Annotated in this window: 27 protein-coding genes; 11 read left to right on the top strand and 16 right to left on the bottom strand. The window is 63.9% G+C overall.

The genetic code is table 11. The annotated features are described in order from the left end of the window. Nucleotides 1-57: 57 nt before the first annotated feature. Complete coding sequence (locus AX756_RS14530; protein WP_068312877.1) at nucleotides 58-675, top strand: TetR/AcrR family transcriptional regulator; 618 nt, start codon at nucleotides 58-60, stop codon at nucleotides 673-675. A gap of 54 nt (nucleotides 676-729) precedes the next feature. Here AX756_RS14530 and AX756_RS14525 read toward each other — a convergent pair whose 3' ends face one another. Beyond that, nucleotides 730-1,629 (bottom strand): LysR family transcriptional regulator, encoded by a 900-nt coding sequence (locus AX756_RS14525; protein ID WP_082739120.1) that lies wholly within the window; start codon nucleotides 1,627-1,629, stop codon nucleotides 730-732. Between the two features lie 112 nt (nucleotides 1,630-1,741). Between AX756_RS14525 and AX756_RS14520 the strand changes: the two genes are divergently transcribed. Next, complete coding sequence (locus AX756_RS14520; RefSeq protein WP_068312875.1) at nucleotides 1,742-2,239, top strand: lactoylglutathione lyase family protein; 498 nt, start codon at nucleotides 1,742-1,744, stop codon at nucleotides 2,237-2,239. 116 nt (nucleotides 2,240-2,355) lie between these two features. Here the strand turns inward: AX756_RS14520 and AX756_RS14515 are convergent, their stop codons facing one another. Beyond that, nucleotides 2,356-3,075: an NYN domain-containing protein gene (locus AX756_RS14515; protein ID WP_068312874.1), complete on the bottom strand. Its 720-nt coding sequence runs from the start codon at nucleotides 3,073-3,075 to the stop codon at nucleotides 2,356-2,358. A gap of 85 nt (nucleotides 3,076-3,160) precedes the next feature. Continuing rightward, nucleotides 3,161-4,273 (bottom strand): S-(hydroxymethyl)glutathione dehydrogenase/class III alcohol dehydrogenase, encoded by a 1,113-nt coding sequence (locus tag AX756_RS14510; RefSeq protein WP_068312872.1) that lies wholly within the window; start codon nucleotides 4,271-4,273, stop codon nucleotides 3,161-3,163. A 72-nt stretch (nucleotides 4,274-4,345) separates the two neighbouring features. On the opposite strand from AX756_RS14510, the gene AX756_RS14505 reads away from it, so the two are divergent. After that, nucleotides 4,346-4,768, top strand: coding sequence for an I78 family peptidase inhibitor (locus tag AX756_RS14505; protein WP_068312870.1), 423 nt, complete (start codon nucleotides 4,346-4,348; stop codon nucleotides 4,766-4,768). Nucleotides 4,769-4,774: 6 nt separating this feature from the next. On the opposite strand, the gene AX756_RS14500 is transcribed toward AX756_RS14505, so the two are convergent. The 3 genes from AX756_RS14500 to AX756_RS14490 all read right to left on the bottom strand — a co-directional run bounded on the left by AX756_RS14500 (nucleotide 4,775) and on the right by AX756_RS14490 (nucleotide 8,674). Continuing rightward, the gene (locus AX756_RS14500) at nucleotides 4,775-6,451 is read right to left on the bottom strand and encodes a thiamine pyrophosphate-binding protein (protein WP_068312865.1); all 1,677 of its coding nucleotides are present in this window, start codon (nucleotides 6,449-6,451) and stop codon (nucleotides 4,775-4,777) included. Between the two features lie 82 nt (nucleotides 6,452-6,533). Next, nucleotides 6,534-7,469 carry an NUDIX domain-containing protein gene (locus AX756_RS14495; RefSeq protein WP_068312863.1) on the bottom strand — a complete coding sequence of 312 codons (936 nt, stop codon included), beginning with the start codon at nucleotides 7,467-7,469 and terminating at the stop codon, nucleotides 6,534-6,536. A 17-nt stretch (nucleotides 7,470-7,486) separates the two neighbouring features. Continuing rightward, entirely contained in the window at nucleotides 7,487-8,674 is a 1,188-nt protein-coding gene (locus AX756_RS14490; protein ID WP_068312860.1) for a GAK system CofD-like protein, read from the bottom strand. A 68-nt stretch (nucleotides 8,675-8,742) separates the two neighbouring features. Between AX756_RS14490 and AX756_RS14485 the strand changes: the two genes are divergently transcribed. The 5 genes from AX756_RS14485 to AX756_RS14460 all read left to right on the top strand — a co-directional run bounded on the left by AX756_RS14485 (nucleotide 8,743) and on the right by AX756_RS14460 (nucleotide 13,223). Next, on the top strand, nucleotides 8,743-9,198 hold the full coding sequence (locus AX756_RS14485; RefSeq protein ID WP_231701068.1) for an NUDIX domain-containing protein: 456 nt from the start codon (nucleotides 8,743-8,745) through the stop codon (nucleotides 9,196-9,198). Next, the gene (locus tag AX756_RS14480; RefSeq protein WP_068312854.1) at nucleotides 9,191-10,819 is read left to right on the top strand and encodes a phosphotransferase; all 1,629 of its coding nucleotides are present in this window, start codon (nucleotides 9,191-9,193) and stop codon (nucleotides 10,817-10,819) included. Before AX756_RS14485 ends, AX756_RS14480 begins: the two co-directional genes overlap by 8 nt. Then, nucleotides 10,812-11,696 (top strand): GAK system ATP-grasp enzyme, encoded by an 885-nt coding sequence (locus tag AX756_RS14475; RefSeq protein ID WP_068312847.1) that lies wholly within the window; start codon nucleotides 10,812-10,814, stop codon nucleotides 11,694-11,696. The genes AX756_RS14480 and AX756_RS14475 overlap by 8 nt, the downstream gene beginning before the upstream one ends. Then, nucleotides 11,693-12,772 (top strand): HprK-related kinase B, encoded by a 1,080-nt coding sequence (locus AX756_RS14470; protein WP_068312845.1) that lies wholly within the window; start codon nucleotides 11,693-11,695, stop codon nucleotides 12,770-12,772. The genes AX756_RS14475 and AX756_RS14470 overlap by 4 nt, the downstream gene beginning before the upstream one ends. A gap of 184 nt (nucleotides 12,773-12,956) precedes the next feature. Beyond that, the gene (locus tag AX756_RS14460) at nucleotides 12,957-13,223 is read left to right on the top strand and encodes an amphi-Trp domain-containing protein (protein ID WP_068312827.1); all 267 of its coding nucleotides are present in this window, start codon (nucleotides 12,957-12,959) and stop codon (nucleotides 13,221-13,223) included. Here AX756_RS14460 and AX756_RS14455 read toward each other — a convergent pair. From AX756_RS14455 to AX756_RS14435, 5 genes are all read right to left on the bottom strand, one after another. After that, a complete protein-coding gene (locus AX756_RS14455; protein WP_068312823.1) occupies nucleotides 13,220-14,350 on the bottom strand; it encodes a lytic murein transglycosylase in 1,131 nt (376 codons plus the stop codon). The two genes, AX756_RS14460 and AX756_RS14455, sit on opposite strands and share 4 nt — an antisense overlap. Before the next feature lie 19 nt (nucleotides 14,351-14,369). Further along, nucleotides 14,370-16,673: a ribonuclease R gene (rnr, locus tag AX756_RS14450; RefSeq protein WP_068312820.1), complete on the bottom strand. Its 2,304-nt coding sequence runs from the start codon at nucleotides 16,671-16,673 to the stop codon at nucleotides 14,370-14,372. Nucleotides 16,674-16,803: 130 nt separating this feature from the next. Next, entirely contained in the window at nucleotides 16,804-17,385 is a 582-nt protein-coding gene (locus AX756_RS14445) for a TIGR04282 family arsenosugar biosynthesis glycosyltransferase (RefSeq protein WP_068312818.1), read from the bottom strand. A 3-nt stretch (nucleotides 17,386-17,388) separates the two neighbouring features. Continuing rightward, nucleotides 17,389-18,528, bottom strand: a complete 1,140-nt coding sequence (gene dapE, locus AX756_RS14440; protein ID WP_068312816.1) for a succinyl-diaminopimelate desuccinylase — start codon at nucleotides 18,526-18,528, stop codon at nucleotides 17,389-17,391. Nucleotides 18,529-18,571: 43 nt separating this feature from the next. Next, on the bottom strand, nucleotides 18,572-19,132 hold the full coding sequence (locus AX756_RS14435) for an acyl-CoA thioesterase (protein WP_068312814.1): 561 nt from the start codon (nucleotides 19,130-19,132) through the stop codon (nucleotides 18,572-18,574). A gap of 134 nt (nucleotides 19,133-19,266) precedes the next feature. On the opposite strand from AX756_RS14435, the gene AX756_RS14430 reads away from it, so the two are divergent. The 3 genes from AX756_RS14430 (at nucleotide 19,267) to AX756_RS14420 (ending at nucleotide 22,563) form a co-directional block, all read left to right on the top strand. Continuing rightward, a complete protein-coding gene (locus tag AX756_RS14430; RefSeq protein ID WP_068312812.1) occupies nucleotides 19,267-19,554 on the top strand; it encodes a YggT family protein in 288 nt (95 codons plus the stop codon). A gap of 89 nt (nucleotides 19,555-19,643) precedes the next feature. Next, entirely contained in the window at nucleotides 19,644-21,695 is a 2,052-nt protein-coding gene (gene recQ, locus AX756_RS14425; protein WP_068312809.1) for a DNA helicase RecQ, read from the top strand. Between the two features lie 103 nt (nucleotides 21,696-21,798). Further along, nucleotides 21,799-22,563 carry a YaaA family protein gene (locus tag AX756_RS14420; protein WP_068312806.1) on the top strand — a complete coding sequence of 255 codons (765 nt, stop codon included), beginning with the start codon at nucleotides 21,799-21,801 and terminating at the stop codon, nucleotides 22,561-22,563. A 33-nt stretch (nucleotides 22,564-22,596) separates the two neighbouring features. Here the strand turns inward: AX756_RS14420 and AX756_RS25675 are convergent, their stop codons facing one another. From AX756_RS25675 to AX756_RS14400, 5 genes are all read right to left on the bottom strand, one after another. Then, nucleotides 22,597-22,767, bottom strand: coding sequence for a hypothetical protein (locus tag AX756_RS25675; protein ID WP_156461507.1), 171 nt, complete (start codon nucleotides 22,765-22,767; stop codon nucleotides 22,597-22,599). After that, nucleotides 22,764-23,216 (bottom strand): hypothetical protein, encoded by a 453-nt coding sequence (locus AX756_RS14415; protein ID WP_068312804.1) that lies wholly within the window; start codon nucleotides 23,214-23,216, stop codon nucleotides 22,764-22,766. The genes AX756_RS25675 and AX756_RS14415 overlap by 4 nt, the downstream gene beginning before the upstream one ends. Next, nucleotides 23,206-24,450, bottom strand: coding sequence for an agmatinase family protein (locus AX756_RS14410; RefSeq protein WP_068312800.1), 1,245 nt, complete (start codon nucleotides 24,448-24,450; stop codon nucleotides 23,206-23,208). The genes AX756_RS14415 and AX756_RS14410 overlap by 11 nt, the downstream gene beginning before the upstream one ends. Continuing rightward, nucleotides 24,431-25,198, bottom strand: a complete 768-nt coding sequence (locus AX756_RS14405; RefSeq protein WP_068312796.1) for an ABC transporter ATP-binding protein — start codon at nucleotides 25,196-25,198, stop codon at nucleotides 24,431-24,433. Before AX756_RS14405 ends, AX756_RS14410 begins: the two co-directional genes overlap by 20 nt. Nucleotides 25,199-25,283: 85 nt before the next feature. Continuing rightward, nucleotides 25,284-26,096 (bottom strand): ABC transporter permease, encoded by an 813-nt coding sequence (locus tag AX756_RS14400; RefSeq protein WP_068312794.1) that lies wholly within the window; start codon nucleotides 26,094-26,096, stop codon nucleotides 25,284-25,286. Nucleotides 26,097-26,122: the final 26 nt, after the last annotated feature.

Raw genomic sequence — 26,122 nt, 5'->3', positions numbered from 1 at the left:
CGGAAAACTTGCATAAACTGAACTGTATGGTTTACATATGCGGAAGGAGGAATGCGAATGAATGCCGAACCCGGACTGATCAAGCGTGGACGCAAATTCGACCAGGTGCTCGAAGGTGCGCAGGAGATCTTCATGCGCGACGGGTTCGAGGGCGCAAGCGTCGACGATATCGCGCGGGCGGCCGGTGTCTCCAAGGCGACGCTCTACAGCTATTTCCCCGACAAGCGGCTGCTTTTCATGGAAGTGGCGACCGGCCAATGCCAGCGGCAGGCCGAGGAATGCATCCAGAGTATCGACCCCGAATTGCCGCCGGAAGAAGTCCTGCGCGGTTCGGCCAAACGGATGATGGGCTTCTACCTGTCGGAATTCGGGCGGGCGGTGTTCCGCATCGTCGTGGCTGAATCCGAGCGCTTTCCCGATCTGGGCCGCGAATTCTGGGAAGGCGGACCTGCCAAGTCGCGCGCTGTGCTGATCGACTATTTCCAGGAGGCAAATGCCCGCGGCACCCTGCGCATCGACGACCCCGAACTGGCCGCCGACCAGTTCACCGAGCTGTGCAAGGTAGATCTCCACCCCAAGCTGCTGATGGGGCTGTGCCACGAGGTCACTGAAGCCGAAAGGGCGCGGGTAGCCGATGGCGCAGTGGAGATGTTCCTGGCGCGCTACGCGGTTTGAGACTCGCTGCTTTCGGCGCTGGCAGGTGTTTGCTCCGGCATGTGAAGCATTGCGTCAGCCAGACGTCGCAAGAGACCTCGCTATATTCTTGACAATGGCACAGGGCACATCGTTGCACTTCGCAATTTGTCGTCCCTTTTGCCGGATCAACCACAACTCCTGATAGACCGGAACTGGTAACCGCACAGTTCTAACTTTTTGCCTGTTTGCGAATGTGTCCACACCGCTTCGCGGCAAAATGCTGTAGCCGATCCCTTGAGCGACAGGCTCCAGGATCTGGCCGATCTGGTTGATATGACCACGGGTTTTCAGGCGGTCTCCGCCAACAAACTCCTTGGAAAAATTTGGCTCAAACAGAAGGTTGGCAAGGCTTTCACCGTCGGGATGAGAGATGAACCCACGTGCCTCAAGCGCTTGGAATGTCGGCATGACAGCGCTCTGGTCGTTGGGCAGAACCAGGCAGATCTCTTCGCGGCCAATGCATTCGGCGTCAATGCGTGGGTGCCCCGGGTCTTCGTGGAGGACACCAATAGCGAACTGGCCGTCTTTTACCCCGCGAAGGATCGCGGCTTGTGGCGCCGCTTCAAGTCCAAGGATCAGGCCCGGCCGTGATTTGGCGTGCACAAGAAGCTGCGGGTACAAAAGCGAGGCAAAACTGCCAGAGCATGCGATAGAAACCATCCCGGCATCCGGGTTGTCCGCGAGAATCCCCGCAAGGAAACGGTGTTCTTCGCGCCGTCGCGAAACGCCGAAATCCCGCAGTTTCTCGCCCGCCGGTGTCAGCGAAAACCGCTTGCCAGTTCTTCGGACAAGGGGCGTGCCGACCTGAGATTCAAGCTTCTTCAAATGCTGCGAGACGCCCGGCTGCGTCATGTGCAGACGTTCCGCCGTTCGTGTGAGGTTTCCATCTTCACAAACGGCAACGAAAGTTTCCAACCATCTGGTGTTCAGCATAATATCCAAATTATTTGTTATGTTTTTTCATTCAAATCATAATTTTTTGAACAGATGAAGGTGTCCTATATCGGTGTCAGACGATCACCACCACAACGCACTGGACAGCATCATGACCCCGTTTCCCCGCACCTTCTCTCATATCGGCCTTTCCGTCCCGGACCTGGAGGCGGCCGTGAAGTTCTACTCCGAGGTCCTCGGCTTCTACGTCATCATGCCACCAACCGAGATCGAAGAAGATGAAAGCGATATTGGCGTGATGTGCACCGATGTCTTCGGTCCCGGCTGGAAGAAGATCCGGATTGCCCATTTGGCGACGGCCGATCGCATCGGCTTCGAATTGTTCGAGTTCGACGGCAACGCTCAGCCGGAAAACAACCTCGACTACCGTCGGCACGGCACCTTCCACTTCGCCATCCAGGATCCGGATGTGGAAGGGCTGCTCGAAAGGATCCTTGCCGCGGGCGGCAAGCAACGGATGCCCGTACGGGAGTATTTCCCCGGCGAGAAACCCTATCGCATGGTCTATGTCGAGGATCCGTTCGGGATCGTGTTCGAACTCTACAGCCATTCCTACGAGCTGACCTATTCGGCCGGCGCCTATAGCTGATCCCGAACCGGGAAATGGATCGGCACCATCGCCGATCCCCGTCATCCGTTTCACGACGTCTTGCTCAAGCATGCGTGGCGCATGCCTGAGCATTCCGGCGCTTGTGGCGACTGACTTTAGTCCAACCGGCGGACCTGCAACTGGTTCGACGGGCTGCGGCGGGTTTCGAAGATCTTGATCGCCTCGATCAGTTCGGAGAGCTTCTTCTTGCCATAGGTACGGGTGTCGAAATCCGGGTTTGCCGCGGTCATGAACTGGCCAAGCTGGCCGAGCGTGTACCAGTCGTCGTCCTGATCGATCCCGTCCATCGCCTTGAGGATGAGATCGCGCGCCTCGGCGAGCGGGTGCGATTTGGCAGGCGTGGACCGGGGCGTTTTCTCGGTCGCATCCGGTTCGGATCCGGAGAGGTTTTCGACAAAGATGAAACGCTTGCAGGCCTGGCGGAAAGCTTGCGGCGTCTTTTGCCGGCCGATGCCGTAGACATCGAGGCCTTGTTCGCGAATTCGACTGGCCAGCCGGGTGAAGTCGCTATCGGAGGAGACGAGGACGAAACCGTCGAAACGGCCCGTATGCAGCAAGTCCATCGCGTCGATGACCAGCGCGATATCCGAGGCGTTCTTGCCAACCGTGTTGGCCGGTTGGTGGAAGGGCACGAGGCCGTATTCGGCCTGGACCTTGGACCAGCCTTTCATTTGCGGCGAGGAGAAATCGCCATAGACGCGGCGGACAGAGGCTTCGCCATAGGCGGCAATCTCGTCGAAAATCGCTTTCGCGTTCTGGGGAGACGTGTTGTCGGCGTCGATGAGGATGGCGAGGAGGGGGCGTTGCTCGGGCATGTGGGCTCCGGTGGGTAGCGGAGGACCGAGGGGCTGCCTGCCCCCGGACCCCCGGCGATATTTCTGGTCAGAAGAAGCTCTGACGTCAGTAGACGACGACGGAACGTATGCTCTCGCCGCTATGCATTAGATCGAACCCCTTGTTGATATCGTCAAGGCTCAGCGTGTGGGTAATCATCGGATCGATCTCGATCTTGCCCTGCATGTACCAGTCGACGATCTTCGGCACGTCCGTGCGGCCACGGGCGCCGCCGAAGGCCGTGCCGCGCCAGACGCGGCCGGTGACGAGTTGGAAGGGGCGGGTGGAGATTTCGGCACCAGCGGGCGCGACGCCGATAATGATCGATTCGCCCCAGCCCTTGTGCGCCGATTCGAGCGCGGCACGCATGACGTTCACATTACCGGTGGCATCGAAGGTGTAATCGGCGCCACCGCCGGTGAGATCGACGAGATAGGGAACGAGATCGCCCTCGACTTCGGTCGGGTTGACGAAATCGGTCATGCCGAAGCGGGTGGCCATCTCGACTTTCGAAGGATTGATGTCAACGCCGACAATCTGGTCGGCCCCGGCCAGACGCAGCCCCTGGATGACGTTCAGGCCAATGCCGCCCAAGCCGAATACGATGGCCCGGCAGCCGATTTCGGCCTTAGCCGTGTTGATTACCGCCCCGATGCCGGTGGTCACGCCGCAGCCGATATAGCAGATCTTGTCGAAAGGCGCGTCCGGGTTGACCTTTGCCAGCGCGATCTCCGGCAGCACCGTGTGGTTGGCGAAAGTCGAGCAGCCCATGTAATGCAGGATCGGGTCGCCATCGAGGGTGGAGAAGCGCGAAGTGCCGTCTGGCATCAGGCCCTGACCTTGTGTCGAACGGATCGACTGGCAGAGGTTGGTCTTCGGGTTGAGGCAGTATTCACATTCGCGACATTCGGGCGTGTAGAGCGGAATCACATGGTCGCCGGGTTTGAGCGAGGTCACGCCGGGGCCGCATTCGAGCACCACGCCTGCGCCTTCATGGCCGAGAATCGCCGGAAACAAGCCTTCGGGATCGGCCCCTGAAAGGGTAAATTCGTCCGTGTGGCAGATGCCGGTGGCCTTGATTTCCACCAGAACTTCGCCGGATTTGGGCCCGTCGAGGTTCACTTCCATGATTTCGAGCGGCTTTCCCGCTTCAATTGCCACAGCAGCGCGCGTTTTCATTGCCGTTTCCTCTCGTTAGACTGCGGCCAAACCGTGGGCGATGCGCCTTCGATTTGCAACTGCGAGGAAGTTATGAAGACGAGAATTCTGGTCATGGCAATTGGGCTGGCTGCGCTGGCAGGTTGCGAAAGCAGCACGAACGACCCGATCAGCGAAGACATGTTCATGTCGGATCCCGTGACGGCGACACCGCTCAACGACACCCCGGCGAGCCCGACATTCTCCGCCGGCGTCGAGGCCGTCGAGGAAGATCCCTATGATCAGACCATCGAAGGCGGCGCAGATGGCCTGACCGAGCGCCTGCCTGATACCTGCAAGCTGGAAAACTACCAGCAATATCGCGGTCTGACCGCTGCCGATGTTTCCGCGGCCGGGCTGTCGGTGCCGTATCGGGTCGTCGCGCTGACCGATATCGTCACGCAGGAATACAACCCCATGCGGGTGAATTTCTACACCGACGGGAATGGCCAGATCACGCAGATTTCCTGCGGCTGAGCCAACTCAACGCGCGTTGCGCGCCTGGCCGATGGCGCGGGCCTGATCGAGGGTCATTGACGGGGAGAGGGCCTGCGGGTCGAGCCGCAGGTCCAGGACGGCGAGCGTGCCGGCGGCCTGTGCTTCGGCGAAGGCGTCGGGAAATTCCTCGTTGCGGGTGAGCGTGGCCCCCCAGCCGCCATAGGCGCGCGCCAGCGCCGGCAGGTCGGGCACGAACAATTCCGTCCCGCTGACGCGGCCGGGGTATTGCCGCTCCTGGTGGGCGCGGATCGTGCCGTAGCGGCCGTTGTTGAACACGAGCACGATCACTGCCGCACCATATTGGGCCGCCGTGGAAAGCTCGTTGACCGTCATTTGCAGGCAGCCATCGCCCGCCATGCAGATGACGGTGCGCTCAGGGTGCTCCAGCTTGGCCGCAATCGCCGCCGGCAGCCCGTAGCCCATGGAGCCGGAGGTCGGCGCGAGTTGCGTCCCGAACCGCTTGAAGCGGAAGTAACGGTGCAGCCAGGCGGCGTAATTGCCCGCGCCATTGGTCAGGATCGCATCCGAGGGAAGGGTCGCGGAGAGCCAGGAGACGATGTGCTCCTGCTGAAGGGTACCGGGGCTCGGTTGCGGCTGCTGCCAGGTTTCGAAATCGGCGCGGGCCTCCGAGGTCCAGATACGGCTATTGGCAAGCGGCACGGCATTGGCGGCCAGGTCTGCCAGAACCTGGGCGACGGGGGCGGCAAGCACCATGTCGGCACGGTGCACACGGCCAAGCTCGTCGGGGTCCGGGTGGACATGGATCAGGCGCTGGCCCGGGTTGGGGGATGACGGGTCGAGCAGGGTGTAGCCCGCCGTCGCGGTTTCGCTGAGGCGGGTTCCGAGCGCGAGGACCACATCGGCATTCTTCAACCGTTGCCCAAGTGCCGGGTTCATTCCCACGCCGAGATCGCCCACGTAATTGTCGTGCCGGTTATCCATGTAGTCCTGCCGCCGGAAAGTGGCGGCGACGGGCAGGTCAGCGGTCTCGGCGAAGGTCAGCAGATCCTGCGCGGCCTGGTGGGACCAGCCGGAGCCGCCCACCACCACCAGCGGCCGGAGCGCCCCGCGCAGACGCTTGAGCACGGTTTCGGCGAACTCGGTGTAGTCGGCACGCGGAGCGGGTTGCGACGGCGCTAGATCCGGCACGTCGGCGGAGCCCGAGAGCATATCCTCGGGCAGGCTGAGCACCACCGGGCCGGGGCGCCCCGAACAGGCAACGTTCCACGCGCGGGCGATATATTCCGGCAGCCGTTCCGTGTCGCGGATCTCGGCCGCCCATTTGACCAGCGGCGAGAAGAAGGCCGGGAAGTCGACCTCCTGGAACGCCTCGCGATCCTTGTGACCGCGGGCGATCTGGCCAATGAACGCGATCATCGGGGTCGAGTCCTGCTGCGCGACGTGCAGACCAGCGGCGGCGTTCGTGGCGCCGGGGCCGCGGGTGGCAAAGAGGATGCCGGGCGCGCCGGTCATCTTGCCATGCGCTTCGGCCATCATCGAGGCGCCACCCTCATGGCGACAGACGATATTCTCGATCCCGCTTTCATGCAGCCCGTCCAGCGCGGCAAGGAAGCTCTCGCCCGGAACCGAGAACACGCGGCGCACACCGCGCAGCTTGAGCTGGTCGATCAGGATTTGTCCGCCATGACGTATCGTTGCCATCTTCCATCTCCTCTGGCCGTCGGACCGACCATGGACCCAATGGCGCGATTCCAACAGGTTCCGCCGTGCCGCAGGGTGCCCGCTACTGCGTGGAGAACGTGTCCGCGAAACGCCTGACGATCTCCTTCAGACCATCGTGTTTGAGATGCTGCAAGGCCTCCTCGGGAGAGACCCAAAGGCGGCTGCGATTGCTTTCCTCCCACGTCTCCTGATCGAAGATTTCCGTCACGCGCATCGGGTAGACGGCCACGCGGCAGACCCCGCCCCACTTCTCCACAGTGAATTCCCCCAGCGACGCCGCGCCGACCTCGCCCAGAACGCCCGCTTCCTCCTCGGCCTCATGCGCGGCGGAGGCCTGCGCGCTCAGGCCGGGCTCGTGGATACCCTTCGGCACGACCCAATGATTGCGCTTGCTCGACGTGATGACGAGGATCCGGAGCCTGCCGCCTTCCAGCTTCCAGGGGATCACGGCCGATTGCCGATAGTAATAGGCCGGCCTGTCACGCCATTCCGAGCCGCCCGGTCCGGGGAAAGGAAACCGCTCTGGCAGGCTCTCCGGGTGCAGAAGTTTCAGGATTTCGGCATATCCGACCGGAAGCGAGTGCCAATCGTCTGGCAAGGCCAGCCGTAGGAGCGTTCCGGTTGGAAGCAACAGGCCCGGATCGCCGGTCAGGTGGCGGGCAAGCTGTTCCAGCATCTTGCGGTGAGCCACGATCATCGGGCGCCGCGCATCCGCCGGCATGTCGGCAAGACAGTTGAGCGCATCCGCGAGCGCGCGGCTCTTCAGCCGGGCATCCCTTTCGATGATCCCCGCGCTGGCCCCGCCCGCCTTGAGCGCTTTCTGTGCCGAAACCTTCGCGCGCGCGCTGGGGGCCACACGCACATGATCGGGCAACAGCCCCTGCCCTTGCAACCAGACGCCCACGCGTTGAACCTGCCGCTTGCCGCCATCCTTCAGGTCACGGGGCGGGGCGGCCTCGGCCTTTCCGTTTCGTAGAAGTAAGAGCTCACGTGCCATCGGCGATGATCCCCGGCTCAGCACAGCGAAATCAACGCATCGCAGAGCCGGACCGGATCATAGCGATCGGCCCGCTCTTCCTGCGCCAGATCGGCGGTGATGCAGGGCACCCCGTAGCGGCGCTCGATCTCCCGCGCCTCCCTGGCGTCCAGCCGGCCCCGGTCGCAAATCACGGCATTCAACAACCGCTCCGCCGGGCAGGCAGCCCCGGCATCGGCCCGCAACGCCCACAGCAACGCCCCAACCTGATCGCCGAGGCTCGACCCGTTGCATTCCGGGTCCACGCCCAGGCTGGGAACATAGATCTTGGGCACGCCACGCCCGGCCACGGCCTCGCCGACACCGGCAGGCAGCAGGTTGGCGATGACGCTGGAATAGAGGCTGCCCGGGGGATAGCAGATCAGGTCCGCCCGCTCGATCAGCCGGCGATTGCGTTCAGGCAGGCACACGGCCTCGGCGGGAAGCTCGCCATTGCCATCGGAAAGGAAAATGCGTCGGATGGGCTGGGTGAGCGGCGCGGCCTCCTTGCCGGTGAGTTCCTTCTGGCCGAGGATCCGGCCTCCGTCCTGCAGCTCGGCGCCGATATGCAGGTTCACATCCGCAACCGCGCGTACCGTGCCCAGCACCTGCACCATTTTCGACATCAGGAACAGCGCCGGCTCCAGCTCCCGCCCGGCAGAGAAATACCCCCCCGCGAGGATCAGGTTGCCGATACTGGCGCGACGAAAGTCGAAATCCTTCGTGCCATGTGCGACGAAACTCTGCAATTGCTGCAGGATCAGCGTGCGCATTGGCTGCGAGATCGCCCGCATGAGCGGATGCTCTCCCTGCAGGATCGCCTTGAATTCCCGAGCGGCTTGCTGGCGCGGAACATTGACCGGCAGGCGGTGGGAAAACAGCGCAAAGACATCGGGCTGGCCGAGATCGGTTTCATCGGCCAGCGCCATGAGTCGCGAGCGCAGATCACCGACAGCGGGCATGTCGAAGGCCTCGCGCAGAACCTGCGAGGAGCCGCCGGAGTCGAAGGGCGTGATAAGGTGAACGGAATTATGGGTGTATTGCGTGAGACAACGGGAGATGTTGTTGAGCGCGCTGCCTCCGGAAAAGAACAACAGGCGCGGCCCGAGATTGGGCGAGGCCTTGGCCCGGGCAATGCGCAACGGGTCCGGGAATTCGGCATTGCGAGAAATGGTCAGGTCTGACACTGTCTGGCCCCGCGGCGGTTGAGAGCTGTCATGAAGCTGTTCGGTTACATTTATATGGACGAATGATGATGACTGCGACCGTCTTTCTGCCGCCTATACGTGCAACCGTCCGCGCCGTGATCTTCAACCAGAGCAAGCTTCTGGTGCAGGTCAAACGACATCCCGGAAAACCGGATTTCCTGACCCTGCCGGGCGGCGCTCAGGAGATGGGCGAGACGATGCCACAGAGCATCGCGCGCGAATGCTTCGAGGAGATCGGCGCCAAGGTGATCGTCGGGCCGCTGTTGCACATGGCCGAAGTCTACAAGCCCAAGCAGGGCGGACTGCGCCACCAGATCGAGGCGCTGTTCTCCTGCGAAGTACCCACCGGTTACACGCCACGGCTCGGCCCCAAACCGGACCGTTCGCAGATCGACACGATCTGGGCCGACCCTGTCGAGCAAGCAAGCCTGTTCCGGCCGAGTTTCGCATCCTACCTGATCGATCCGGACGCACCCTTTTATCTCGGGTGCTTCCATGGCTGATCTCCCGCGGGCGATCCGCGAGAACTTGCACTTCCTGTGTGCCGAACTCGACGGGCAGCTCTCGGCGGTTCAGGAGTATTTCCAGCGCCCCGAAACGGCGAGCGCGCAGAAGGTCATGTTGCGTGCGGGTTATGCCGACAACCTGCGCGCCCGGGTGCATAGCGCCTCGCAGAAGGGGCTTGGCGCACGCAAGCTGGGGCCCTCACAGCGGTTGCTGCTGCAAAACATGGACATGGTCGCCCGGAACCTGGAAATGCTCAGCCGGCTTGCCCGGCGCAGCCTGTTTCATGCCGAACAGGTCCGCAACAAGGCGCTTCTGCGCCCCGAGGCCTATCCCAAGGTGATCAAGCGGGTACGCGGCGGCGTCTCGGACGTGCTCGATGCGATCGACGCACGCGACAGCCGACAAGCCATCTCCATCGGCCAGATCAAGAGCCGCCTGGACGACCATTACGACCAGATGTTTCGCACCTATACCCGTGACATGCGCGGCTCCAAACACACCGAGGATCTCGCCAACAGCCTGCTGGCCGCCAACGAGATCCGCCGCATGGGCGATGCACTGCAAGGGGTGAGCGAGGCGATCCTGTCAGTCAATATCGGCCAGTCAGTGCAGTTCGAGCGTTATTTCACCCTGCGCTCGATCCTGTCGGGCAATGATTCGCGGGACGAGGCAATCGAGTTGGAACCCTTGGCCGAGACACGTTCCGGCAGCGCCATCTCCTCGGTGCGCTCGCGCGATGGCGATGTCGATGCCGTGTTCAAGGATGGGGAACTGAGCAAGGTCAGGGATGAACGCGCCGGGGTAAAATCCTGGCATTCGATCTATCCCGGCCTCGCGCCGCGCATCCTGTCCTATGAGAAGCGCGGGCAATCCGCTGCCCTGCTGATCGAACACCTCTCGGGCCAGACCTTCGAACAGATCCTTCTGGGCGAGAGCGAGGCGCGACTGGCCGAGGCCCAAAAGGCGCTATCGACAACCCTGCGCGATATCTGGAAGAACACCCGCACGGACGAGCCGGCCGAGATGGCCTCCATGCGCCAACTGGCAAGCCGCCTGCGCGACGTGCGCCGCGTGCATCCCGATTTCGCGGCCCAGCCCGTGCGGCTCGGCGGGCTCTCCCTGCCCGGCTTCGATGCGCTGGTGCGGCAAGCCGCCGCGCGGGAAAAGGCACTGCCCGCGCCCTTCTCGGTCTATATCCATGGCGATTTCAACATCGACAACGTCATCTACGACCCCGTGGAACAGAGAATCCGCTTCATCGACCTGCACCGGTCGCGCTACACGGATTACGTGCAGGACGTGTCCGTCTTCATGGTCTCCAACTACCGGCTGCAGATCCAAGACGGGCCGGTTCGCGACCGCATCACCCGCGTGGCAGAGGATTTTCACGCCATGGCGGCGAGATTCGCGCGCAGCCAGAAGGATACGAGCTTCGAATTTCGCCTAGGGCTTGGGCTGGCCCGCAGTTTCGTGACCTCTACACGCTTCATATACGACAAGGCCCATGCAAGACGCATGTTCCTGCGTGGGCGTTACCTTCTGGAGCGGGTATTGAGCTGTCCAGAAGGTAAGGAAAACAGATTCAAATTGCCGATCAGGGAGTTATTTCGTGACTGATTTGAGAATCGGGGTCGTTGGTATCCCCGGAAAATGGTCGACCGAGGCGCTTGCCGATGCGGTCGAGGAACGCACCGGTTTCCGGCTGGTGATCGACATGGGCCATGTCACGCTGGATCTCCAGCGGGGCGAGATGCTCTATGACAATATCGACCTGTGCAAGCTCGACGGGCTGATCATCAAGAAGATCTCCGAGATCTACAAACCGGATGTGCTCGACCGGATGGAGATCCTGCGATACGCGCAGGCGAAGGGCGTGCAGGTGTTCAGCGATCCGGAGGCCATCATCCGCCTGATCGACCGGCTGGCCTGCACCGTAACGCTCGCCGCGACCGGCGTGCCGATCCCGCCGACGGTGATCACCGAGGACCCGGAGGTCGCCCTTGAGACGGCGACCGAGTTCGGCACCGCCGTGTTCAAGCCGCTCTTCTCGACCAAGGCGCGCGGCATGGCGCTGATCGAGGGAGACTCCTTCCGCGCCATCAACCAGATCGCCTCCTTCGCCTCCGACAACCCGGTGATGTATATCCAGAAGAAGCTGGACCTGTCGGGCAAGGATCTGGGTCTGATCTTCCTGGACGGAGAGTATCTGGGGACCTACGCGCGGGTTGCTCAGGGCAAAACCTGGAACACGACAATTGACTCGGGCGGAAAATACGAACCCTTCGAGCCGGATGCGGAACTGATCGAGATGGCCCGCAAGGCACAGGAGCCGTTTGGCCTGACATTCACCACGGTCGATGTCGCCCTCACCCCGCAGGGCCCGATCGTCTTCGAGGTCTCCGCGTTCGGTGGCTATGGCGGCGCGAAATATGCCTGTGGTATCGACGCGCCCGGTCTGGTGGCCGATCACGTGATCGCAAAGATCCGCGGATGAAGACAGACGAGGTTTTGGACCGGCTGGACTTTTCCGTGCTGGACGGTTCCGAGCCGATCCATCTCGCGGTGGGACATCTGCATGTTTCGGTGCTGTGCGCCGAGCCGCTGCGCAGCACACTGGCAGACTACTTCTTCGACGCGCTCGCCGCGCCAGGTAAGGCGGATGCCATTGTCGAGGTACTCGACGGCCAGACCCTCAGCCCCGCGCCCGAATGGGTCGACTGGGCGCGCGAGCCCGGAAAGACGGGGCGCAAGGACGCGTTCTTCGATCTTGAAGACGGGCGGTTGGTCCACAAGGTCCGCACCGGGGTGAGCTTCCTGCAATCCCCGGAGCGGCTGGTCGCCTTCGGCCCGGCCGCCGAGCACCCCAACCAGGTGATCAACTTCGTCAACACGCAGTTTCTCAATATTTGCCAGCGGCAAGGCTGGCAGATCTGCCATGCCGCTGCCCTCGGCAATGGCCGCCGCTCGCTGGGCATTGCCGGGCTGTCGGGCGGCGGAAAATCGACCTCGGTGCTGCGGCTGATGGATATAGACGGGCTTGCCTATATCACCGGCGACAGGCTGCTGGTGCGCAAGGGCACCCCGCCCGATGCGCTCGGCATTCCCAAGCTTCCCCGGATCAACCCGGGCACGATCCTGGGCAATCCCCGGCTTCACGCGATGCTGGACCCCGCCCGGCGCGCCGAACTCGCGGCCCTGCCGGGGGACGCCCTCTGGAAACTGGAGGAAAAACATGACCTGCATGTCGGGCAGGTCTACGGCGCGGGACGGGTCTGTTTCGAAGGGCCGCTCACCCATTTCTGGGTTCTGAACTGGCAGCGCAACGCCGAGGCCCGGATGTCGGTCGAGCGGGTCGCGCTTGCCGACCGGCCGGACCTGCTCGCCGCGATCATGAAAAGCCCGGGCCCGTTCTACCAGAAACCGTCAGGCGCTTTCCTGACCGATAGCGAGTTGCCCGATCCACAGGGTTATCTCGATGCGTTGAAAGGCGTTGAAATCTTCGAGTTCCGCGGCAGGCTCGATTTCGACGCTCTTTTCGCCGCCGGACAGGCCCTTTTCGCCGAGACATGACGGTAGCGCAGATCCAAGCCGATGTGGCGCCCGACCGTTCTTCGCAGCGGCGCGCGGGGTTGACGGGGGTGGGCTGCGGCGCGACGTTGTTCTTTCCGAGCGGGGATGTGGTCGGGCCGACCTCGGACTATCCGAAGGCCAGGCACGTCCATTCCGAACGCCACAACTGGGAAGCGGAGATCTCATGAAGACCGACGGCAAGTTTCGCCACGACTCCTTGCAGACACGCAAGACCGTGAAGACCCTGCTCGAAGCGCTGACCAAGGGGATCGGCAAGGGCGAGCTGGTTCTGAGCGACGACGATGGCGAGATCACGCTGGAGCCGGACGGGCTGTTGAACCTGCGCATCCGCGCCGAACGGGCCGATGGCAGCAACCGGGTCGATCTGCGCATAACCTGGAACGACGAGCCGGGGCCGAGCGAGAGCAAGAACGCCCCGAAGGTGGGCTAGCGCTTTCGCATCCTGTCCAGCAGGTCCAGCGTTGCGAACCCGTCCGCCGGCAGCGCATGAGCGCGCTGATAAGCACGGATGGCGGCCGCCGTGTTCGGACCGGCCAGACCATCGGCACCCTGCGTATCGAACCCCACCTCGGTGAGACGGCGCTGCAACTCGGCAAGCTGCGCCCGGTCTGGCAAACGCAGCGCGCGCGGCCACGTCCCTTGCAAGGCACCCCTCCCGGCAAGACGGTCTGCCAGAAGCAAGACCGCCAGCACATAGGCGTCTGAAGCGTTATAGCGGCGCAAAACCTCGAAATTTCGGGAAATGCAGAAGGCAGGGCCGGAATGGCCGGCCGGCAACAGGATCGCGGCCGGTTCCGCAGCAGAGAGCGCGTCGGATTCGCGGAGCGCCATTCCAAGCGCTTGCCACTCCCTCACCGGCTTCCATGTCTGCCGGCCTGTCAGCGACAGCTCGAACCCGTCCGATAGCCGGGCCTCCGCCCCCCATCGCACCCCTTCGTTCCAGCCCGCCGCCGACAGGTAGGACGCCGCCGAGGCAAGCGCGTCGCTCGGGTCGTCGCCCCAGATATCCCGCCGCCCGTCCCCGTCGAAATCCACCGCATGGTCGAAATAGGTCGAGGGCATGAACTGCGTGTGGCCCATGGCACCCGCCCAGCTTCCCAGCATCCTTTCGCGGCTGACATCGCCGGCCTGAAGGATCTTCAGTGCGGCCAGCAGCTCCCCCTCGAAGAACGCTGCCCGACGCCCGTCCCAGGCCAATGTCGCCAGCGCCGGGACGACCGGTTCTGCCCCCCGGATCGCGCCGAAATTGGTCTCGATGCCCCAGATGGCCGCGATTATTTCGCGGGGAATGGCGAAACGGCTCTCGATCCGGGCGAACAGCGCGGCATTGGCCGCCAACGCCATGCCTCCCGTATCGACTCGCTCCTCTGAAACGGCAGTGTCGAGGTAGTCCCAGACCGGGCGCGTGAATTCCGCCTGGTTGCGGTCCTTCTCGATCACCGACGCAGCTGGGGTCAGTTCCGCCAGAGCGTCGCGCAGAACGCGCTCCGCGATGCCAGCCCGACGGGCACGCTGTCGAAAGGCCGCAATCCAGAGATCGAATTCGGGACGGGTCATGGCGCAGCCCTGCCCTTGCTCAACGCCGCTTGCGGTTCACCTTGCGGCGGTCGGACTTGGACTTCGCCGCCGCGCTCGCCCGCGCCTTGCCCTGCTTGCGACGCACCGGCTTGCTCCCCCCGCGTCGGCCGCCAGAGCCACGGCCAGAGCCGCCGCCCGCCTTTTCGCCCTCGATTTCCAGCAGTTCGAGCATCAAGCCGCCGGTGACCGGAACAGCCTCCGTCAACCGCGCGACAACGCGCTGGCCAAGCCCGATCACGCGCCCGGAATCCGCGCCCATCAGCGTCTGGGCGTCCTTGTCGAAATGGAAGAACTCGTTGCCGAGCGAGCGGATCGGAACCAGCCCGTCCGCGCCAGTCTCGTCCAGTCTCACAAACAGGCCGAAACGTGCGATCCCGGCGATCCGTCCGGTGAACTCATTGCCCACCCGCTCCGACAAATACGCCGCGAGGTAGCGGTCCGTGGTGTCCCGCTCTGCCGTCATGGAGCGGCGCTCGGTCTCCGAGATATGCTCCGCCGTGGGTACAAGCCGGTCGATATCGTCGGGCGAGAGCCCATCCGATGCCTTGTCACGCCCCCCGCCCCATTTATGCGCCGAGATCAGTCCGCGATGCACGATCAGGTCGGAATAGCGGCGGATCGGCGAGGTGAAATGGGCGTAGGTTTTCAACGCCAGACCGAAGTGGCCGAAATTCTCGGGCGAATAATTGGCCTGCGTCATCGAACGCAGCGTGGCCATGTTGATCAGTTCCGAGAGTTCGCTGCCGGCGCTGTCATGCAACAGCTTGTTGAGATGGCTCGTGTGCAGCACTTGCCCCTTGGCCAGCGTGAAGCCGCTCGCCTGCGCCGTCTCGCGCAGCGCCTCCATTTTCTCCGGCGTCGGCTCCTCATGCACGCGGAAGAGGAGCGGGGTGCGCTTCACTGTCAGCGTCTCGCCAGCGCAAACATTGGCCAGGACCATGAATTCCTCGATCAGGCGGTGCGCCTCCAGCCGCTCCTTGAAATTCACCGATTTCACTTCGCCCTTGTCGGTCAACTCGATCCGGCGCTCCGGAATGTCGAGATCCAGCGGCTGACGCATGTCGCGCGCATGGGCGGCAGCGAGATAGGCGGCCTGGAGCGGCTTGAGAACCTCCTCCAGTAGCGGGCCGCATTTGTCATTCGGCGCGCCGTCGAGCGCCTGCTGTACTTCCTCGTAATTCAGCGAGGCTTCCGAGCGCATCAGGCCCCGGTGGAAGGAATGGCCGATCTTCTGGCCGCTTGCGTTGAGCCGCATGCGCACGGCGATACAGGCGCGCGGGACGCCCTCGTGCAGCGAGCACAGATCGCCCGACAGGCGGTCCGGCAGCATCGGCACGACACGGTCCGGGAAATAGGTGGAATTGCCACGCGTCCGCGCCTCGGCATCGAGCGCGGAGCCGGGGGTAACGTAATGGGCCACGTCGGCAATAGCGACCCAGACGACATGACCGCCCTCGTTCTTCGGGTCGTCATCGGCATGGGCATAGACGGCATCGTCGTGATCGCGCGCATCCGACGGGTCGATCGTGATGAGCGGCAGATCGCGGAGATCCTCCCGGCCCGAGAGACCGGCGGGTTTCATTTGGTCCGCTTCCTCGATCACCTTGTCCGGGAAATCGTCGGGAATGCCATGCTGGTGGATGGCAATGAGCGAGACAGCCTTGGGCGCGGACGGATCGCCCAGACGCTCGATGATCCGGGCGGTGGGCAGACCGAGCTTGCCGCGCGGGCTTGCCTGTTCGGCTTCGACCAGTTCGCCATCCTGCGCGCCATGGGTGGCACCTGCGGGCACCTGCCATTCGCGGTCCGCGCCCTTGTCGATGGGTGTGATGCGGCCGCCTTCCGTGCGCTTGCGATAGACACCGAGGATCTTTATCGGGTTGTGGCCGATACGGCGGATGAGACGGGCCTCGTACTGGTAGTCGTCGGTGCGGATCTCGGTCAGCCGGCCGAGGATGCGGTCGCCCTCGCCCAACGCCGGATCACTTTCGCGCGGAATATATAGCACTCGCGGTTCGGGGCCCTCGCCATGCCATTCCAGAGGCTTGGCGTAGAGGTCCCCGTTGGCATCGGGCGCAAGAATGTTGAGCACGCTCACCGGTGGCAGCTTGTCCGGATCGCGATAGTGCCGCCGGGCCTTCTGCAAGTGACCCTCGGCTTCGAGTTCCTTTAGAACACGTTTGAGGTCTATCCGTGCGGCACCCTTGACCCCGAAGGCCTTGGCGATGTCACGCTTGGAGTTCTGCGTCGGGTTGTCGGCGATCCAGTCGAGAAGCTGGGCCTTGGTGGGAAGCTCTGCCATATGCGCGGCGTAGCATGGAGGCCGGGGGCTGTCACCTCTGGAAAGGAAGCGTTGCCACTGGCCAGAAGCCGCGCGGCGCCTGCTTGGTTGGCGGCAGCCGGGCAAGGCGCTGCGCAATGGCTCTCTCCGCTCAACCCGCCCGTTTCAGGTCCTTCACCGTGTCGACATCCGCAAGCAAGTCGATCAATGCAACCCGCGCCGAACCGAGCGACTTCATGGTATCCGCCATCGCATGTTCGCTCGACCACCGCACGTCCCGGAACAACCCCGGCGATTGCGCCGAAACCCGCTTCAACCCGATCGCCCAATAGCCGCCATCCGGTGCCGGACCGAGCACCGCGTCATGGGCCCCGAGCGCGCGAAACGCGCGGGCCACCTGGATCCTGCCGATCCCGGGAATGTCGGCGCCAACAATCACGACCGGGCCGGGTTCGGCACTTCGGAAGACCCGCGCCATGCGGTCGCCAAGATCGCCCGCGCCCTGCGGCTGGCGCGGCAGGTGGCGCGGCCAGATACGGGACATCATCCCCTCGGCATCCGGTGCGACCGCAAGCGTGATCTGCCAGCGCGGGTCCTGAAGCCGGCGGAGCAGGCGGGCATTCTGGTGCCGGAACCACCACGCGGCCGGAACCATGCCGATATCGCGGCCCAAGCGGGTCTTGACCCGGCCCGGGCGCGGCTCCTTGAGCATGATGACAAGCTGACGACGCATCGCTCAGGCGAAATATTCGCGCAGGATCCGCGTGTAAATGGTCTTGAGCTGATGGATCTGCTCGACGGACACATGCTCATCCACCTGGTGCATGCTGCGCCCGACAAGGCCGAACTCCACTACCGGGCAGTGCTCACGGATGAAGCGGGCGTCCGAAGTGCCTCCGGAGGTCGACAGTACCGGTTTCAGCCCGGTTTCCGCCTCGACTGCCGCCGCGACCCCTTCGGAAAATGCCCCCGGCGGGGTGAGGAAAGCCTCGCCCGAAACGCGGGTCTCCACCGAAATCTCGACGCCCGTTTCGTCCGCGACGGCTTCGGCCTGACTGCGCATCCAGTCCGACAGGCCCGCGCCCGTGTGCAGGTCATTGAACCGAACGTTGACCGTCGCGCGACAGCTCGCCGGAATGACATTGGTCGCCGGATTACCCGTGTCGATGGTGGTCACGGCCAGGGTGGAGGGGTCGAAATGCTCCGTTCCCTTGTCGAGCAGGCTGTTCGACAGGCTCTCGACAAGCCGCGCGATGGCGGCAACCGGGTTCCGGGCGCGATGCGGATAGGCAACGTGCCCCTGAACGCCCGTGGCGGTAAAGAAGCCCGAAACCGAGCCGCGCCGGCCGATCTTCATCATGTCCCCCATCCGCTCCGGGCAGGTCGGCTCGCCCACGAGGCAGACCGACATCGCCTCGCCGTGCTCCGCCATCCAGTCGAGTAGCGCGGTCGTGCCATCTGTCGCCGGGCCTTCCTCGTCGCCGGTCACGGTGATGAGGATCGCGCCATCGGGCGGCGTGTCCCGGACAAGATCCACCGCCGCCGCAACAAAGGCCGCCACGCCGGATTTCATGTCGGTCGACCCGCGCCCCCAGAGGAAACCGTCCTTCTGCTCGGCGCCGAAGGGATCGACGCTCCAATCGGCCGGATCCCCCACAGGCACCACGTCCGTGTGGCCATTGAAACCGAAGCTCTTCGCGTGCCCCTTCGCGCCCCAGCGGGCGAACAGGTTCGGGGTGCCATTACGGTCAACGCGGGTGCAATCGAATCCGGCCCCGGACAGCATCTTCTCCAGCAAGACCAGGGCACCGCCTTCCTCGGGCGTTACCGAGGGGCAGCGGACAAGATCGGCAGTGAGCGCAACGGGGTCGGTCATGGGAACTCCTGTCTGAGGCCCAGATGGCCTAGCCGCTTTGTCCTCAGGCCGCAATCCTGGCATCAGTGGGATCATCCTGCATCGGCGGCCAGGGGCGTGCGGCTTCCGCTTCGATCCAGGCGCGAACCCAGCCGGGCAGTTCGGGGCTCTCGCCCTCATGGCCAAAGGCCGCAGCCATTCTGGATGTCTCGACCAGCCCCTGCGCATCGGTGATCGCCATGCGCAAAAGCCCGTGCGAGGTGCACTCGCCCTTTCGCCACATCGACTGTTCGGCATAAACGAAACGCTCGTCCCAGCCGATCATGCGCGTGCGCAGCTCGTAGCGATCAAACGCCCGCACCCGCCGCCGATAGCGGAAGGAGGACCCGGCTATGGTGCCCGCCCAGCGGTTCTTTTTCATCACCTGCACGATCCCGGCCCGCAGGAACAGCCCCACCCGGCCCATGTCGTAAAGCGTCAGCGTCCGGCCATTGTTCAGCTCCATCCAGGGATCGATATCCCAGGGCCAGCAGATATGGCTCGCGACATGCGTGCCCAGAAGCGGCAACGGCGCGGCCTTGCGGTTGCGGAGAACCTCCCGGATCAGGCGAAGAAATGGGTACATGCGCAGGTCCTTTCAGTCTCCCCTCAACCTAATCTTTACCTCCGCGTCAATATGTACCTGACGGCACGAATGGTTGCACCCGTCCCCCGCGCAGCTTACATCCTGTGCCGAATTGCCAATGACGGAGACCGATGATGCTGGCGATCTATCAAATCCTGCAACTGCTCCTGGACGTCGCCTTTTTCATCATGATCGTTCATATCATCATGAGCTGGCTGCTGAATTTTGGCGTGCTGAATTATGGCCAACCGACGGTGCGCGGGATCTGGGACGGTCTGAACCGCCTGCTGGAGCCGGTTTACACCCCGGTGCGGCGGATACTGCCGGACACGCGCCCGCTCGATCTCGCGCCGCTGGCCGTGTTCATCTGCATCATCATTCTGCGCGATATCCTGCTGCCGACGCTGTTTGGCTTCCGGTAAGCCGGCCCTCGCGGCCTTGTGAACCGATTCCCGGTGTGGGATGCTGCACGCAACAAAGAGCAGCTAAACCAACACAGGCAGGATCGGCCATGGCCGCGCCCTCCCCGACAGATCTTCTGTCTTCCGTTTTCGGATTCGATGCCTTTCGGCCTGGACAGGCCGAGATCGTGGAAGCCGTTACGGCAGGCGAGAACACGCTGGCGATCATGCCGACCGGTGGAGGGAAATCGCTGTGTTTCCAGCTTCCGGCGCTCTGCCGCGGAGGGGTGACGGTCGTCATTTCGCCGCTTATCGCGCTGATGCGCGATCAGGTGCGGGCGCTGCGCGAGGCCGGTGTTGCGGCCGGGGCGCTCACCTCGGGCAATACACTTGAAGAAAACGATGCGGTGTTCGACGCACTCCATCGCGGCGAGTTGAAACTGCTCTACATGGCTCCCGAACGGCTGGCCACGGGAACGGCGGCGAACATGCTGCGGCAGGCCGGCGTGTCGCTCATTGCCGTGGACGAAGCCCATTGCGTGAGCCAATGGGGGCATGATTTCCGGCCAGATTACCTGCGGATCGGCGAGTTGCGCCGGTCATTGCAGGTTCCGCTCGCTGCCTTTACCGCCACGGCGGACGAAGAGACCCGCGAAGAAATCGTCACCCGGCTCTTCGACGGCGTCCAGCCGCGCAGCTTCCTGCACGGGTTCGACCGACCCAACCTGCACCTTGCCTTCGAGGCCAAGAATTCCCCGCGCAGCCAGATCCTGAATTTCGCCGCCGCGCGCAAGGGGCGCTCCGGCATCGTCTATTGCGGCACCCGGGCCAAGACCGAGAGCCTGTCCCACGCGTTGCGAGAGGCCGGTCATGCGGCCTGCCATTACCACGGCGGGATGGACGCGGAGGCGCGCCGCGACGTGGAACACCGATTCCAGACGGAGGACGGTCTGATCGTCGTGGCGACGGTCGCATTCGGCATGGGCGTGGACAAGCCGGACATCCGCTGGGTAGCCCATGCGGACCTGCCGAAGTCCATCGAGGCCTATTACCAGGAGATCGGACGCGCGGGCCGCGACGGGGCGCCGGCGGAAACACTGACACTCTACGGCCCGGAGGACATTCGCCTGCGGCGGTCGCAGATCGACGAGGGACTGGCGCCACCCGAACGCAAATCGGCGGATCACGCGCGGCTCAACGCGCTTCTTGGTCTTGCGGAGTCCCTTGGCTGCCGACGGCAGCTCTTGCTGGGCTTTTTTGGCGAGCAAGCAGAGCCCTGCGGGAATTGCGACCTCTGCGAACGTCCGCCAGAGACCTTCGACGGCACGACCGCGGTGCGCAAGGCACTCTCCGCGATCCTGCGCACCGGCGAGAGCTTCGGCAGCGGGCACCTGATCGACATCCTGCGCGGCGAGGAGACCGACAAGGTGCGCCAGCGCGGGCATGAAAGCCTGCCAACCTTCGGCGTGGGCACGGAATACGGGCGCAAGGAGTGGCAGGCGATCTTTCGCCAGATGATGGGCCATGATCTCGTCCGGCCGGACCCGGAACGTCACGGCGCGCTGCGCATGACAGACCCGGCGCGCCCCATTCTGCGCGGCGAGCAGGACATCACGCTGCGCAAGGACACGATCGTGAAGGCCCAGGACCGGCCCAAGGTCCGCGCGCTGGTGAGCGAGGAGGACGCGCCGCTGCTCTCGGCGCTCAAGGCAAAGCGGCGCGCGCTGGCCGAGGCGGCGGGCGTGCCGCCCTATATCGTCTTCAATGACCGCACACTGATCGAAATGGCCGAGACGCGGCCAACGACCTTGGACGAGATGGCCCGGATCGGCGGCGTTGGCGCGATCAAGCTGGAGCGGTACGGGGCGGGCTTCCTAGCGGTCATCACCGGTGCCGTCGAGCAGATGCACCCCGCCCGACGGCAACTCGCCGGACGCGAAAGCGGCGATGTGTTCGACCGGCTGCAGGAAATCCAGCTCGATCTTGCCCGGGGCGAGGACGGGTCTGGCAAGTACCTCTCCTGCCCTCACTCGACGCTGAAGAAGATCGCGGAGCGGCGCCCGGACTCGCTCGACGACATGGCCCGCGTTCCCGGCATGGGCGCGCAGAAAGTGGAGCGGTTCGGCCCGGCCTTCCTCAAGGTTCTGACCGAAGCACCCTAGCGGCCTCTTGCCTCGCGGCAGCGGTGGAATAGATAGCTTTTGGAGTGTATCCATCCGCTCCGCGCGACACGCGCGATGAACCAGAAACCCGGGAGACCAACGCATGCTGATCTTGCTGTCGCCAGCCAAGAGCCTGAACGAAGATAGGGCACGCGGCCATGCCAGCACGGTGCCGCGCTTTCTTGACGAGGCCGAACAACTCGTCTCTGTCGCGCGCGGCTGGTCGGAGGCTGAGATCGCCGAGATCATGAAAGTCTCGGCCGCGATCGCCAAGTTGAATGGCGGGCGTTTCGCGGATTGGACTCGAGAGGCCGGACCAGCTTTCGCAGCGGGCGAGCTTTTCGATGGCGATGTCTACCGGGAGCTGGAATTCGCAACGCTGGACGAGGTTGCGCGGACCGAGGCGGCGCGCCGGTTGCGCATCCTTTCGGGACTCTACGGTCTTTTGCGGCCGACAGATTCCATCCGCCCCTACCGGCTCGAAATGGGCCGCCGGATTCCCGGCCATTCCGCTGGAAATCTCTATCGTTTCTGGGGCAGCCGGATCGCGGAAGCCGTCACGGAGGACGCGGCCGCACTCGGGACGGATACCGTCCTGAACCTCGCCTCCGAGGAATATGGCAAGGCCGTCGACCGTGCCGCGCTTCCCGGCCTGCGCCTCGTCAGCCCACGCTTCGAGGAAGAGCGCGGCGGTGTGAGCCGGGTGATCGCGGTGGCCGCCAAGCGGGCGCGGGGCGTAATGGCCCGCTGGGTGCTGGAGACCGGCGCCTCACAGCCCGAGGACCTCACGGAGTTCCGCACCGGGGGGTACATGTTCGACCCAAATGCCTCCACCGAGGAACGGCCGGTTTTCCTGCGCACGCAATAGGCCCGAGCCTCGCGCGCGCAAGTAAAAGGCGCGTCAGCGGCGTTGCCGAACTTTCCAGACCACGTAGGCGAGAGCCACGACACCGATAGCTGCGAGGGCCGCGATATCGGGTCCATGCGGATGGAGATGCGCAATCGGCCCGGTCTCATGCGCATGCGCCGGAAGGGCCACCACGAGGGGCAGCAGTGCGGTGAGTTTTTTCATTTGGAAAGCTCCTGTCTTTTGTCTGCTAGGAAATCCTTGATGTCGGTGGAGGTTTTCTCGTCTATCGACACGTAAATCAACGCCATATTGGTTCGTTCGCTAACCATACTGCCCGGATAGGGCAGATAGCTCAACTCGCGCGAGCCGAAAGAGGGCGAGGCGGTGCCGACCTGCCATTCGGTCTTCAGCTCCACATCGACCAGCTTCAGCGCATTTGCGCCACCCACTCCGGGCTTTTCGAACGGAACACCGGCAAGCCGGAGATAGGCGGATTTGTCCGCCGCCTTCACGAAACCGTCGATGAACTGGGTGGTAAGCACCTGAAGATCCGCCGCCGCATCCTCGTCATGCATGTGCGAATGCAGATGATCGGCCTGGGCGTGGTTGTGCCCCGCCCCGTGGGGGGCGTGGTCATGGTGGTGGTGATGGTGCGGGTGATCATGTGGCATTGGACCACCTCTTTCCCTCGAACTCGCCATGCGGGATTGCGACCGGCTTGTCGATATGGCGCTTGTGCTTGCCCAGCGTGCCGTTGGAGACCATCGCGCCGAGAACGTCCACGATGACGCGGGTGCCCATGAGCGCGGTGATGTCCGAGGTGTCATAAGGCGGAGAGACCTCGACCAACTCCATGCCACAGATCCCTTGCGCGGCGACCTTTGAGGCCAGCGCCAGCGCCTCGCGCGGCAGGAAACCGCCCGGTTCCGGCCAGCCCGTGCCGGGGACGAAGCCGCAATCGATGCTGTCGATGTCGAAGGACATGTAGACCATATCCACCCCGTCCCAGGCCATCTCCAGCGCCATCTCGGCGGTCTTGTCGACGCCCATACGCTCCATGTCGGACATGGTGATGATGTTGGTCTGCCGCTCGCGGGCGACCTTCACCGCCTCGCGCGGGACCTGCCAGCCGCCGATGCCGACCTGCACGAGGTTCTTGGCCGGTACATTGGGAAGGTTGGTGGAGTGAAACCACGGCGTTGTGTGCATCCGCTCGTCGAGATCCTTTTCCTGGATGTCGGCATGGCGGTCGAAATGCACGATACCGATCTTCTTGGATGTGCATTCGGCGATACCGCGCACACAGGGGAAGCCGATGGAATGGTCGCCGCCGATCATGATCGGAAGGCTTCCGCTGGAGAAGACGTGAGAGACGGCGCGGCTGATCTGGTCGAAGCTCTTTTCGATATTGGCCGGGATGGTGAAGACATCGCCCGCGTCGCAGAGCGTCATCTGCTCGCGCAGGTCCACCCCGATCTCGTAATTGTAGGGCGTGTAGAGCGCGGAGATCTTGCGCACCCCCTGCGGCCCGAAACGGGTGCCGGGGCGATAGGTCGTGCCGCCATCGAAGGGAATGCCGAGCACGGTAGCATCGTAGTTGGCCACTTCCAGCACGTCTTCGGCATAGGGCGCCTTTAGGAAGGTGTTGATGCCGGCGTAATGCGGCAGCTCCCCTCGGGCAAAGGTGGGGATGGACTTGTCCTCGATGCTGTCGGCCCCGGTCAGGCCCATGCGCAGTGCCCAACGGCGCTCCTCGTCCCAGCGGCCTTCGGGCAACTCTCCCTCCTTTTGCATCGCCTTCCAGCCGAGGAGCTTGGTCAGGTCCGGGTGGTGGAAGCGCTTCTCCTCGCGGCGCATGTGCCGCGGGTTGTGCGGGCGCGAACGGTCACGCGGTGATGGGAACATGGGTTTCCTCCGTCAGTCTCTGGAAAGGGATGCCGCCATCGCGGGCATCGAAATCATAGGTGATGGTTGCGCCGAAAGCCTCGGGGTCGGTCGGATCCCAACGCGGCTTGTCGAAGACGAGCACCCGGTCGCCGAGCTTGAAGCCCTCGGTCAGATCATGGGTGACCATGAAGACGGTCATGTTGGTCTCGGCGCGCAGCTCCATCAGGAAGTCGTGCATCTGAAGCCGCGTGCCCGGATCGAGCGCACCGAAGGGCTCGTCGAGCAGCAGGATGCGCGGCTTCGCGGTCAGCGCCTGACCGATGGCAAGGCGCTGCTGCATCCCGCCGGAGAGGGTGGCCGGGTATTGATCCGCCACATGGGCGAGACCGATGCGTTCCAGCACGGCGTCGGCGCGCTCTCGGGCCGCGCGCTGAGCCTTGCCGAAGAACCGCCCGAACGGCTGGGCGAGGCTTTCCCCGGCGATAATGTTCTGCCGGATCGTCATATGCGGGAAGACCGAATAGCGCTGGAAGACGACACCGCGCTCGGGGTTGGGCTCCACCGCCGGCGGGTTGCCGTCGATGGAGATCTCGCCTCGGGTCGGCGTCTCCTGCGCCAGCAGCAGGCGCAGGAAAGTGGACTTTCCACAGCCGGACGCGCCGACAATGGAGATGAACTCACCCTCCTCCACCTCGACATTGACACGTTCGAGGATCGGGCGGCGCCCATAGGATTGGAAAACGTCGGTAACGGAGACGAAGCTCATGGGTGCCTCCGAAGCTTTGTGCAGAGAAAGAAGGGCAGCGCCCGGCCCGAGGGGGGGGACAGATGGCACAGGCCAGAAATCATCATCACAGCCCCTCCTCCATCCACGGGAAGGCGCGCTTCGACAGCTTCTTGAGCAGGAAATCGATCACGAAGGCGAGGAAGGTGATCCAGATCACGTAGGTCAGGATCACATCCATCGCCAGGTAGCGGCGCACGAGGAAGATGCGGTAGCCGAGGCCGAGATCGGAGGCGATGGCCTCGGCCGCGATCAGGAATAGCCAGGCCGGACCGAGCGACAGCCGCACCGCCTGGATCAGCCGGGGCAGCACTTGCGGCAGCGCCACGCGTAATGCGATCACGCCGGAGCCGGCCCCCAGCGTCTCGGCCTTCACGATCTGCTCGCGCGGGATCTCGATGACGCGCTGCGACAGGTCGCGGATCAGGAAGGGCGTGATGCCGATGACGATCAACACGACCTTGGACAATTCTCCGAGCCCGAAGGTGATGAAGAGGATCGGCAGCAGCGCCAGTGGCGGCACCATGGAGACGACAGCGATGAAGCCCGCCAGCCCCGCGCGCACATGCGGGAAAAGCCCGATCAGCAGCCCGGCGCCGAGGCCGATGGAGGCCGAGATGGCCACGCCGATGCCAAGCCGCTGAAGGCTGATCGCGGTGTCATGCCAGAGCAAGATCCGGCCCGTGCGCTTGTCGGGCTGGGTGAAAAGCCGCTCGGCGGTATCGGCGATACTCGAGAGCGCGGGCAGGAGCTTGTCGGCCGGGTTCTCGGCCAGCCGGATCTCGGAGCCGATCACATAGGCCACAAGCACCAGCACGAAAGGCAGGAGCGCGAGGAAGGTGGCCAGCACGGGGCCGGGCGTTCGGTTTATCAAGCGCATGGGAGATCCCGGATTGGCCCCGCGCG

The organism is Aliiruegeria sabulilitoris (genome assembly GCF_001558155.1).
In the GTDB taxonomy this organism is placed as follows: domain Bacteria; phylum Pseudomonadota; class Alphaproteobacteria; order Rhodobacterales; family Rhodobacteraceae; genus Tropicimonas; species Tropicimonas sabulilitoris.
Note: the sequence above shows the minus strand (reverse complement) of the source record. Positions and strands in the feature narration are given on the sequence as shown.

Coding starts and splice junctions, on each gene's coding strand:
- AX756_RS14530 (WP_068312877.1), top strand. CDS start 58: ATGAATGCCGAACCCGGACTGATCAAGCGTGGACGCAAATTCGACCAG.
- AX756_RS14525 (WP_082739120.1), bottom strand. CDS start 1,629: ATGCTGAACACCAGATGGTTGGAAACTTTCGTTGCCGTTTGTGAAGAT.
- AX756_RS14520 (WP_068312875.1), top strand. CDS start 1,742: ATGACCCCGTTTCCCCGCACCTTCTCTCATATCGGCCTTTCCGTCCCG.
- AX756_RS14515 (WP_068312874.1), bottom strand. CDS start 3,075: ATGCCCGAGCAACGCCCCCTCCTCGCCATCCTCATCGACGCCGACAAC.
- AX756_RS14510 (WP_068312872.1), bottom strand. CDS start 4,273: ATGAAAACGCGCGCTGCTGTGGCAATTGAAGCGGGAAAGCCGCTCGAA.
- AX756_RS14505 (WP_068312870.1), top strand. CDS start 4,346: ATGAAGACGAGAATTCTGGTCATGGCAATTGGGCTGGCTGCGCTGGCA.
- AX756_RS14500 (WP_068312865.1), bottom strand. CDS start 6,451: ATGGCAACGATACGTCATGGCGGACAAATCCTGATCGACCAGCTCAAG.
- AX756_RS14495 (WP_068312863.1), bottom strand. CDS start 7,469: ATGGCACGTGAGCTCTTACTTCTACGAAACGGAAAGGCCGAGGCCGCC.
- AX756_RS14485 (WP_231701068.1), top strand. CDS start 8,743: ATGACTGCGACCGTCTTTCTGCCGCCTATACGTGCAACCGTCCGCGCC.
- AX756_RS14480 (WP_068312854.1), top strand. CDS start 9,191: ATGGCTGATCTCCCGCGGGCGATCCGCGAGAACTTGCACTTCCTGTGT.
- AX756_RS14470 (WP_068312845.1), top strand. CDS start 11,693: ATGAAGACAGACGAGGTTTTGGACCGGCTGGACTTTTCCGTGCTGGAC.
- AX756_RS14460 (WP_068312827.1), top strand. CDS start 12,957: ATGAAGACCGACGGCAAGTTTCGCCACGACTCCTTGCAGACACGCAAG.
- AX756_RS14455 (WP_068312823.1), bottom strand. CDS start 14,350: ATGACCCGTCCCGAATTCGATCTCTGGATTGCGGCCTTTCGACAGCGT.
- rnr (WP_068312820.1), bottom strand. CDS start 16,673: ATGGCAGAGCTTCCCACCAAGGCCCAGCTTCTCGACTGGATCGCCGAC.
- AX756_RS14445 (WP_068312818.1), bottom strand. CDS start 17,385: ATGCGTCGTCAGCTTGTCATCATGCTCAAGGAGCCGCGCCCGGGCCGG.
- dapE (WP_068312816.1), bottom strand. CDS start 18,528: ATGACCGACCCCGTTGCGCTCACTGCCGATCTTGTCCGCTGCCCCTCG.
- AX756_RS14435 (WP_068312814.1), bottom strand. CDS start 19,132: ATGTACCCATTTCTTCGCCTGATCCGGGAGGTTCTCCGCAACCGCAAG.
- AX756_RS14430 (WP_068312812.1), top strand. CDS start 19,267: ATGCTGGCGATCTATCAAATCCTGCAACTGCTCCTGGACGTCGCCTTT.
- recQ (WP_068312809.1), top strand. CDS start 19,644: ATGGCCGCGCCCTCCCCGACAGATCTTCTGTCTTCCGTTTTCGGATTC.
- AX756_RS14420 (WP_068312806.1), top strand. CDS start 21,799: ATGCTGATCTTGCTGTCGCCAGCCAAGAGCCTGAACGAAGATAGGGCA.
- AX756_RS25675 (WP_156461507.1), bottom strand. CDS start 22,767: ATGAAAAAACTCACCGCACTGCTGCCCCTCGTGGTGGCCCTTCCGGCG.
- AX756_RS14415 (WP_068312804.1), bottom strand. CDS start 23,216: ATGCCACATGATCACCCGCACCATCACCACCACCATGACCACGCCCCC.
- AX756_RS14410 (WP_068312800.1), bottom strand. CDS start 24,450: ATGTTCCCATCACCGCGTGACCGTTCGCGCCCGCACAACCCGCGGCAC.
- AX756_RS14405 (WP_068312796.1), bottom strand. CDS start 25,198: ATGAGCTTCGTCTCCGTTACCGACGTTTTCCAATCCTATGGGCGCCGC.
- AX756_RS14400 (WP_068312794.1), bottom strand. CDS start 26,096: ATGCGCTTGATAAACCGAACGCCCGGCCCCGTGCTGGCCACCTTCCTC.